This window comes from Deinococcus sp. (assembly GCF_025362455.1).
GTDB lineage: Bacteria > Deinococcota > Deinococci > Deinococcales > Deinococcaceae > Deinococcus.
In genome coordinates, this window is record NZ_JANYGJ010000001.1 from 1 (window position 1) to 8019 (window position 8019).

Annotated in this window: 4 protein-coding genes; 3 read left to right on the forward strand and 1 reads right to left on the reverse strand. The window is 67.1% G+C overall.

Features of this window, described 5'->3' with window-relative positions; translation table 11 throughout:
• Positions 1 to 424 precede the first annotated feature (424 nt).
• The 3 genes from Q0R23_RS00005 (at position 425) to rnr (ending at position 7422) form a co-directional block, all read left to right on the forward strand.
• On the forward strand, positions 425 to 1282 hold the full coding sequence (locus tag Q0R23_RS00005) for an SDR family NAD(P)-dependent oxidoreductase (RefSeq protein ID WP_293908952.1): 858 nt from the start codon (positions 425 to 427) through the stop codon (positions 1280 to 1282).
• A 213-nt stretch (positions 1283 to 1495) separates the two neighbouring features.
• Entirely contained in the window at positions 1496 to 2830 is a 1335-nt protein-coding gene (locus Q0R23_RS00010; protein ID WP_293908954.1) for a phosphatase domain-containing protein, read from the forward strand.
• Between the two features lie 467 nt (positions 2831 to 3297).
• Complete coding sequence (gene rnr / locus Q0R23_RS00015) at positions 3298 to 7422, forward strand: ribonuclease R (protein WP_293908956.1); 4125 nt, start codon at positions 3298 to 3300, stop codon at positions 7420 to 7422.
• 148 nt (positions 7423 to 7570) lie between these two features.
• Here the strand turns inward: rnr and Q0R23_RS00020 are convergent.
• The coding region (locus Q0R23_RS00020) for a methyltransferase domain-containing protein (RefSeq protein WP_293908958.1) at positions 7571 to 8019 on the reverse strand (449 nt) is incomplete at its 5' end.

Here is an 8019-nt window from a genome sequence, read left to right on the forward strand (position 1 = left end):
TAGACACGAACCTGAATAGCGCCCTTACTGGTAAGCTCTTCGAGAATGTGCTGCTGTTCCAGGGTCAATTCAACTGGGTGAATCTGCTTTCGTCTTGGCATCACTTAGGATATCATAAATTCAGAATCAATGTACTAAGTACGTCCTGGCTAACATTTCGGGTTTCCGCAAACAGCGCTTCACCCCTCCATTCCCGCCAGGACGTACTTTCTTCCTCACTCGCTCCGCTCGGTAAAGCTAAAGCTTTACAAGGAGATACTTAAAGGCAAATGGCCCGAACTCATTTTAATCCCGTATGAGTACGAGCCGTGCCAGGAGAGCGTTTTCGCCAGGTGGCCATACAGGGAGCAGGGAGCAAATCGATTCGAGCGGCCTCCGGTCCAGACCCCAGCAGGCGCCCGCCCGCGCCCCTATCATCAGGGCCATGACTGCTCCGAGACCGACCCGAACCACCCAAATCACCCGAACCACAACGCCCACCTCCAGACCCGTCGCCCTGATTACCGGCGCCAGCAGCGGCATCGGCGAGGCGACGGCGCGTGAACTCTCGAAGCGCGGTTACGCTCTGGTGCTCTCGGCCCGGCGCCTGGAGCGCCTCGAAGCGCTGGCCTCTGAACTCGCTGGCGCTGGCCCGGTCTGGGTGATTCGGGCCGACGTGGCAGACCCCGCTGATAGAACCCGCCTGGTCGCTGAGGCCCTGGCCTGCGCCGGGCGCATCGACGCGCTGATTAACAATGCCGGAATCAACATCGAGGGGGCCTGGTGGCGAGACGCCGATCCGTCGCGGCTGCTACGGGTCAACCTGGAGGCGCCCATCGAGCTGACACGGCTGCTGCTTCCGGCCATGCTGGCACGCCGAAACGGGTCGATCATCACCGTCGCCTCGGTGGCAGGGCACATGGCCACCGAGGGGCTCTACAGCGCCAGCAAATTCGGCCTGCGCGGGTTTTCGCTGGGGTTGCGGCGCCAGTTGCGCGGCAGTGGCGTGAACGTCTCGCTGGTGTCGCCCGGCCTGGTGCGCTCGGAGATGACGGAGGGGATGCGCTCGCCGCTGCCGGGCCTCAAGGTTCCCGGTGCGGAGGTGGTCGCCGTCGCCATTGCGCAACTGCTCTCCCGCCCAAAGCGCGAGCGGATCGTGCCCGGCTGGTACAGAGTGCCCGCTCTGCTGGACGCGCTGGCGCCCGGATTGACCGACAAGCTGCTGGTCGGACTGGGTTTCAGCACGGCGTCCCTACAATCGTCCGGCTCACCGTCGTCTGGCTCACCGTCATCTGGGCGCTGAAATAGCCTGATCCTCGGCGTTCACCGCTGCTGTAACCCTGAAACTGTAACCCTGAAACTCCAACGCTGAGACGGAAGTGAAGCCCACGCTCAACAGGCGCCCTCTCTCGCTGACCTAAACTGGTGTCATGTCCCTCGCCGCCAGGTCTTTGATTGCCCTGCCTTCGACCAGTCTGTTTCCAGCTCCCCTGTTTTCAGTGGCTCTGATCGACGCATGACCGGACCGACTGACCCAGATCAAGCGGCCCAGACAGCTCCAGCCCCGAACCCCACAGCCCCGAACCCCACAGCTCCAGGCCGCACAGCTCCCAACCGGAAAACGCTGCTGAGGCGACTGCAACCTCCCTTCGAGCGGCTGCTGGGGCTGCTCGACGCCCGTTTCTCGGCGTTCATTCAGCCCAGGCGGCGGCGGGCGGACATCGTGATTACGCCGTACACCGGCTGGGGCACGCCGCAGCGCCTGCAACTGACGGGCCGGGTGCTGCTGCCCCGCACCTCGCGCCCACCCCGGCAGGCCGAGCCCAGATGGCGCAACTTCCTGGGTATCCTGCGGCTGCTGCTCTCCAGGGCGGTTGAGGGCGTGGAGATCAGCGGCAACCTGGGCGGCGCAGTGGCGCGGGCCACCTCCGACAACGACGGCTTTTTTACCCTGGTCTGGGAACACGGGCGCCCGGTACAGACCCAGACTCCGGTACAGACCCAGGCCCAGATTCAGGCCCAGCCGGACGCCGAGTGGGCACAGGCGCAACTGCGCATCGAGGGCCGTGACCGCACCACGCAAGCGCAACTGCGGGTGGTGCAGGGGGCGCGGTTCGGCATCATCAGCGACCTGGACGACACCGTGATCCAGTCGGACGTGACCAGCCTGCCGCAGATGCTCGGCACCGTGCTGAGCGGCAACGCCCGGACCCGGCTGCCGTTTCCCGGCGTCAGTGCGCTGTACCGGGCGCTGGTGCGCGAGCCGGGGACCAGCAACCCGATCTTTTACGTGTCGAGCAGTCCCTGGAACTTCTTCGAGCTGCTGTGGACTTTTTTGAAATACCGCCGCCTGCCGCTGGGGCCGCTGTTTTTGCGCAACTGGGGCGCCGAGCTGCTGAGCGGCCACGGCCACCACAAACACGCCATCATCGAGGCGCTGATGGACCGCTACCCGGCGCTCCCGTTCGTGCTGATCGGCGACAGCGGCGAGCAAGATCCAGAAATCTACGCCGAGGTGGTGCGCCGCCGTCCAGGCCGGGTGCTGGCGGTGTATATCCGCAAGGTCGGCGGCGCGGCGCGTGACGAGGGCGTGCGCACGCTCAGCGCCGAGGTGCGCCGCTCCGGTGTGGAGCTGGTGCTGGCCCGCGACTCGCTGGCGGCGGCCTTTCACGCCATGGCGATGGGCCTGATTACCCCTGCCGGGCTCAGGGCCGTGATCCAATCGGTGGAGAAGTCCTCGGTGCAGGGCCAGCTCGCCGCCGCCTGGCAGGAGCGCCGTCCCGGCAAGGGCCGCCTTGTAGAGCCGCGAGAGCCGCAGCAGGGCGCCGCGCCGGAAGCCACTGGGACTTGAGCAACCACTGGGACTTGAGCGGCGCGGGCGGCTGACGCATCCCCCATCGCCGTCCCCCGAACCGTAAAGAACGCCTGGGCACCGGGCAGCCCCGCTATGCTAAGCTGCGAGAGCTTCCGGGCACAGGACGCGCCGCATTGGCGCTAGGCCCCAGACAAGCGAAATACCCGCGTAGGCCGCCACGGGTTCGGACGCCCTTCAGCGACGACGAATGACGAGCGAGGCCGCGCCCAGTCCTGAACAGGTGTTGAATGCCGAAAAAGTTGCAGGAGCGCCCCGCGCCCACCCCCACCGATGCGGTCACTGTGCAGGTTGCGGCTCCCACTCCAACCAGCCCCCGCGCCGCCAGCAAGACTGCTCAGCGCCCAGTCCAGCGCCCAGTCCAACGCACAGTCGCCGTTGATCCCCAGGTCGCTGGAGCCACCCAGGCCCCCGCCGCCGCCCCTCGGAGAGCAAAAAAGACCCCTGTGGCCAAATCAAGTAAAACCAACCCATCAAAAGCCAACCCATCAAAAACCGACGACGCCAAAACCAGTCAGGTCAAAACCAGCCCGGCCAGGCCCGCCAGGAGCAGCACGCCGAAGAAGTCGGCCCAGTCGTTGGCCCAGCCTGCGCTGATCGACCTGCCCGAAGTCGTGCAGCCGGTGGCCGCGCCTGAAAGCATCCTGCCTGAACCTGTCAAGGCGGGCCGCGCCGGTAAATCTGTAGCCAGTAAAGCCGCGAACAGTCAACCCGCCCCGGCGCCGGTGAAAGCCGAGGCGCCCAGCAAGCCGCGCCGCGCCGCCAGGGCGCCGGTTGCGGAGGTATTTGCGCCGGAATTATCTGCGCCGGAATTATCTGCGCCTGAGTTGCCAGCCGCCGAGCCGGTTCAGGCCCGTCGGAGCGAGGCCGTCCCGGTTCGTGCCAGCCGCAAAGGCAAGGCGGCGACGCCAGCCAGCCGCGTCCAGCAGTCAGCCGTAACCGAGCCAGCCGAGGACGAGAAGGCCGCTGCTAAGCTTTCAACTCCGGCCAGAGCCGCGCCCAGAAACCGGCGCAAGTCTCAGCCGCCCGTAGAAAGCGCGACTGAGGTCGTCCAGCTTTCTGTCCAGCGCGTTGCTGAGTCTGTCGCTGCGCTGCGCCAGGGAAGGCAGCGTAAGGTTGCCAGCCCCAAGCAGGCCGTGAAGGCCGTGCAGATCGCCGAGCCGTCTGCTGCTGAGCTGACTGCAACTGAGCTGACCGCTGCTGAGGTTGCGCCGCGCCGCCCGGCTGGGCGTGGTCGTCAGGCCGCCGCGCTGAAGTCGCAGGGCACCGGAGTGGCCAACATCGAGCCAGCCAACCCGTCGGGTGAGGATGACAGCGCCGAGCAGGCCAGTGGCGCCGTGAACGCCGAAGCCCCGCAGACCCGCACCCGGACGCCCCGGCCCAAGCGTGGACGCAAGGGCGCCGGAGAGGCGTTGGACCAGGCGGCAACTGGGCAGAGCGCAACCGTTCAGACTGATGACCTTCGGCCCACCACCGGCCCGACCCGCGACGATATTCAGTCCAATCAGGTCAGCCCGGCCCACCAGGTCAGCCCGGAGGCCCGCGAGCTGATTATCGCTCAGCTCCGCAAGCTGGGCCGCCCGGTGCATGTCCGCGACTTCGAGCGCACCTTCACCCGTCAGGGCCGCGAGAAGTTGGGCGTGCGCCGCGACCTGGCCGGACTGCTCGAAGACCTGGCCGTCAGCGGCGACGTGATTCGCACCCGCCGCCACACCTACGGCCTGCCCGAAGCCATGAACCTGGTGCGTGGGCGATTTCAGGCGTCCGCCGGGGGCTTCGGCTTCGTGATTCCCGATTCGGGCGGCGACGACTTCTATATTCGGGAGGGCGAAACGCTGGAAGCCTGGAACGGCGACATCGTGCTGATCCGGCCCGAAGGCCACAGCGGCGGCAACGACAGGTTTAATGAACGCGGCAGCGAACGCGCAGGCAGCCGGGGTGGCAATCGCCGCAACGACTCGCCCCGCGCCGCCGTGGTCCGCATCGTGACCCGCGCCTACTCGCAACTGGTCGGCTCGCTCGACCACCAGAACACCTACGCCTTTCTCAAGCCCGACGATCACCGTGCCCGCCACCGCATCATGTTGCTGCCGGACGGCACCGAGGGGCTGCCCAACGGTGCCCGCGTGGTCACCCAACTGTTCTGGCCGGAGCATACCGGCGAGGATGAGGTCTACGGCGAGATCGTGCGGGTGCTCGGCTTTGATGACGACCCCGCCACCGAAACCCAGGCCGTGATCGTCAAGTACGGCCTGCGCGACGCCTTCCCTGATGATGTGCTGCGCGAGGCCGAGGCCATTCCCCGCCGCTTTCCCGAATCGGCCCTGAACGGTCGCCTGGACCTGCGCGAGTACAACATCTTCACCGTGGACGGCTCGGACGCCAAGGACTTCGACGACGCCATTCATATCCAGGCGACGCCGGAGGGCACCTTCGTGGTGGGCATTCACATCGCCGACGTGAGCCATTACGTGCGGCCCGGCACGGCGCTCGATACCGAAGCCTACGCCCGCGCCACCAGCGTGTATTTGCCCGGCGCGGTGCTGCCGATGCTGCCGGAGCACCTCAGCAACGGGGTCTGTAGCCTGGTGCCGGATGAGGACCGCCTGACCATGAGCGCCATGTTGGAGCTCTCGGAGGGCGGCGAGGTGCTCAGCGCGACCTTCACGCCCAGCGTGATCCGCAGCAAGGCCCGGCTGACCTACGACGAGGTTCAGGCCTATTCCGAGGCGGTGGCGACGCTTCAGGGCAGCGCCCGCGTGCTGGAGGGCGACCTCCACCTGCTGCTGAAAATCACCGCCAAGCTGCGCCAGAAGCGTTTGCGCGAGGGCAGCCTCGATTTCAAGATGCGCGAGGTCAAGGTCGATGTGGGCAAGGACGGCCACATGCAACTGATTCCGCTGCGCGAGGAGACCGCGCGCGGCATGATCGAGGACCTGATGCTGCTGGCCAACAAGGCGGTGGCGCACTTCCTGCTCGAAAAGAACGTGCCGACCCTCTTTCGCATCCACGAGGAACCGACCCTGGCCCGCTTCCATGACGTGACCGGCGCGATTGGCCGGATGGGGTTGAGTTTCCCCGGCGGCGAGCCGACCCCCCAGGCGTACCAGGCGGTGCTCAAGTCGGTGCGCGGCACGCCCCAGGAAACGGCAGTCAACACGCTGCTGCTGCGGTCCATGCAGCAGGCCAAGTACGCCGGGGAGAACCTGGGCCACTTCGGGCTGGCCTTTGAGGAGTACCTGCACTTCACCTCGCCGATTCGCCGCTATCCCGACCTGCTGGTTCACCGGGCACTCCGGGCCGCGCTGGAAGGGCCGGTGTCCGACAAGGTGCGCGGCGACCTTGCCACGCCCTTACCGGAGCAGGGCCGCCACACCAGTGAGCGCGAGCGCACCGCCTCGGACGCCGAGCGCGACCTGACCAAGTATTACCAGGCCAAATGGGCGCAGGAGCACATCGGCGAGAGCTTTGCGGGCCGGGTGTCGGGCGTGATCGCCTCCGGGCTGTTCGTGGCGCTGGAAAACGGGGTGGAGGGACGGCTGCACATCTCCAACCTCGACGACGACTACTACTTCTACATCGAAGAAGCCAGCATCCTCAAGGGCCGGACCAGTGGCCGCATCTACCGCATCGGCGAGACCATCGAGGTTACGGTCAGCACCGTCAGTCCGCTCGCTCGCCAGATCGACTTTACCCAGGAGAACAGTATGGACGGCAACGACAACCGCCCCCGCGCCCGGCGCCGTGAGGACCGCGAATCGACCAAGCGCGAGAAACTCAGCAGCTTCATGCCCCCCCGCCCCGGCGAGGCCCAGGCGGAGCAGTCTGAGAGCCAGCACGGCGAGACTCAGCAGGTACAGGCCCAGCAGGTACAGGTGCCGAGCAGCAGCGCTCCTGCCCCCCAGGGTCAGCAGCAGCAGCTCCAGCGCGGCGGTTCAGGCCGGGGCGGCGTGCCCCGCGAGGGCACCACCAGCTCACGCGGCACTGACAGCCCGCGCAGCTCAGAGGGCCGGGCCAGCGAGCCGCGTGCGCCGCGCCGCGAAAATGCTCAGGCACGCACCCCGGCCAGCACTGGCAATAGCAGCGGCGGCTTCCGGCGCCGGGTCGTGACGCTGGACCGGCCCCGCAACGAGCACCTGCGGCCCGTCAACGTGACGGTGCAGCGCATGTATTTCGGTGACTGGACGCTGGAGAACATGCCGCCCGATGAGGGTCAGGGAGGCGGCGGCCAGGGTGGTGGGAGCTACGGCGGTGGGGGCTACAGCGGCGGCGCACGCGGTGGCACCTTCCGGGGTCGCGGCGCTCAGCAGTCCGGTGGCTCTCGCAGTGGTGGGGCCAGCAATGCCCGCAGCGCAGGCGACCAGAACCGCCGCCCGCAGCAGGCCAGCCGCGACGGTGCTCATGGTGGCGGTGCTCACGCTGGCGGTACACAGGGGGGCCGTGCCCAGCCCGATCAGGCTGCGGCGCCTGCCCAGGCCGGTGCCGCTGCCACAGGCGCCGCCGCCGACGAGGCCCGCCGCCGTCGCCGCCGCCGTGGACGACGCGGAGGCAACGGCCAGAGCGGTCAGTAGGGTCGAAGCTCAATCAGCGTTTTTTAGGAAGCCCGGTTTTGCGCCGGGCTTTCGCCGTTCGTGTTCACCTGGGACAGACCTATACTGTTCCTTCACCCACGTTTTCTACAGTTTGGGCATGAAGAACCCAGCAGCTCAGGCGGTGAATTCAAGCGACCCCACCAACCCCGACGACGACGCCATCATCGGTAAGATTTACAGCCGCCGCTGCGCCCTCCAGATGCTGGGCCAGCGCCTGCGCCGGACTGGCGACGTGCAGCAGCGTGCGGATCAGAAACACGACATCGAAACTGGCGTCTGGAAAGGGAAGATGCTCAGCGCGTCCGGCCTGAACTCCGGGCGCTGGTTGAGGGTCGAGGCCGCGCAGCACGCCGGTATGGCCCCGCCCTCGCAGCCGCGCCAGCAGCGCACCGTCGCCCTCACCGATATCGGGCACGTCTTGCGTCGGCGCTAACTGGAGAGCGCCCAGCAGGGGGTCGAAGGGCCAGGGTTGTCCGCACAGTCGGCTGAGCAGCACGTCACGGGTCACGCCGTCAGTCTGACCAGCCCGGACTGTCCAGCCCACAAAAAAAGAGCGCCGGAGCGCCCCTCGTTGAC

Bases quoted from the DNA above. Each gene is read 5' to 3' on its own strand.
- Q0R23_RS00005 (WP_293908952.1), top strand. From the start codon at position 425: ATGACTGCTCCGAGACCGACCCGAACCACCCAAATCACCCGAACCACA.
- Q0R23_RS00010 (WP_293908954.1), top strand. From the start codon at position 1,496: ATGACCGGACCGACTGACCCAGATCAAGCGGCCCAGACAGCTCCAGCC.